At 56.0% G+C, this 1,848-nt stretch carries 1 rRNA gene; it reads right to left on the bottom strand.

Features of this window, described 5'->3' with window-relative positions:
- Positions 1–196: 196 nt before the first annotated feature.
- Positions 197–1,719: ribosomal RNA gene (locus ACETK3_RS21110) — 16S ribosomal RNA — on the bottom strand.
- Between the last annotated feature and the right edge of the window lie 129 nt (positions 1,720–1,848).

The following is a 1,848-nucleotide window of genomic DNA, read 5'->3' as shown; positions in this document are numbered from 1 at the left end:
AAACCCCCGGCCCACCGTTCCAGAACCACCAGGGTTCGTACTAAAGAAGACCAAAAGACCAGACAGCCGCTATTTGTTGATATTCCACCCTTGAGCACCCGCCACGGAACAGTCGTCCGTGCAACGGGCCTTTACTCCTGACAACACACCCACCACCAACATGCATTGGCGACGGATCATTGTAGGTGCTCCTTAGAAAGGAGGTGATCCAGCCGCACCTTCCGGTACGGCTACCTTGTTACGACTTAGTCCCAATCGCCAGTCCCACCTTCGACAGCTCCCTCCCACAAGGGGTTAGGCCACCGGCTTCGGGTGTTACCAACTTTCGTGACTTGACGGGCGGTGTGTACAAGGCCCGGGAACGTATTCACCGCAGCGTTGCTGATCTGCGATTACTAGCGACTCCGACTTCATGGGGTCGAGTTGCAGACCCCAATCCGAACTGAGACCGGCTTTTTGGGATTAGCTCCACCTCACAGTATCGCAACCCTTTGTACCGGCCATTGTAGCATGCGTGAAGCCCAAGACATAAGGGGCATGATGATTTGACGTCGTCCCCACCTTCCTCCGAGTTGACCCCGGCAGTCTCCCATGAGTCCCCGGCACTACCCGCTGGCAACATGGAACGAGGGTTGCGCTCGTTGCGGGACTTAACCCAACATCTCACGACACGAGCTGACGACAACCATGCACCACCTGTAAACCAACCCCAAAGGGGAAGGACTGTTTCCAGCCCGGTCTGGTTCATGTCAAGCCTTGGTAAGGTTCTTCGCGTTGCATCGAATTAATCCGCATGCTCCGCCGCTTGTGCGGGCCCCCGTCAATTCCTTTGAGTTTTAGCCTTGCGGCCGTACTCCCCAGGCGGGGCACTTAATGCGTTAGCTACGGCGCGGAAAACGTGGAATGTCCCCCACACCTAGTGCCCAACGTTTACGGCATGGACTACCAGGGTATCTAATCCTGTTCGCTCCCCATGCTTTCGCTCCTCAGCGTCAGTTAATGCCCAGAGACCTGCCTTCGCCATCGGTGTTCCTCCTGATATCTGCGCATTTCACCGCTACACCAGGAATTCCAGTCTCCCCTACATCACTCTAGTCTGCCCGTACCCACCGCAGATCCGGAGTTGAGCCCCGGACTTTCACGGCAGACGCGACAAACCGCCTACGAGCTCTTTACGCCCAATAATTCCGGATAACGCTTGCGCCCTACGTATTACCGCGGCTGCTGGCACGTAGTTAGCCGGCGCTTCTTCTGCAGGTACCGTCACTTACGCTTCTTCCCTACTGAAAGAGGTTTACAACCCGAAGGCCGTCATCCCTCACGCGGCGTCGCTGCATCAGGCTTTCGCCCATTGTGCAATATTCCCCACTGCTGCCTCCCGTAGGAGTCTGGGCCGTGTCTCAGTCCCAGTGTGGCCGGTCACCCTCTCAGGCCGGCTACCCGTCGTCGCCTTGGTAGGCCATTACCCCACCAACAAGCTGATAGGCCGCGAGTCCATCCAAAACCACAAAAGCTTTCCACCAACCACCATGCGATGATCAGTCATATCCGGTATTAGACCCAGTTTCCCAGGCTTATCCCAGAGTCAAGGGCAGGTTACTCACGTGTTACTCACCCGTTCGCCACTAATCCACCAGCAAGCTGGCATCATCGTTCGACTTGCATGTGTTAAGCACGCCGCCAGCGTTCATCCTGAGCCAGGATCAAACTCTCCGTTGAAAACAAACAGACACAACCACAACCACCGGAAATAACGGCGACCACGGCTGCACAAAATTTGAAACCAGCCAAAAACACCATGCACACCACGGGGTGGCGGCACAGCACAATCAACCAATCACATTACAT

Origin of the sequence: Arthrobacter sp. E44 (assembly GCF_041877125.1) — a bacterium.
Taxonomy (GTDB): domain Bacteria; phylum Actinomycetota; class Actinomycetes; order Actinomycetales; family Micrococcaceae; genus Arthrobacter.
Note: the sequence above shows the minus strand (reverse complement) of the source record. Positions and strands in the feature narration are given on the sequence as shown.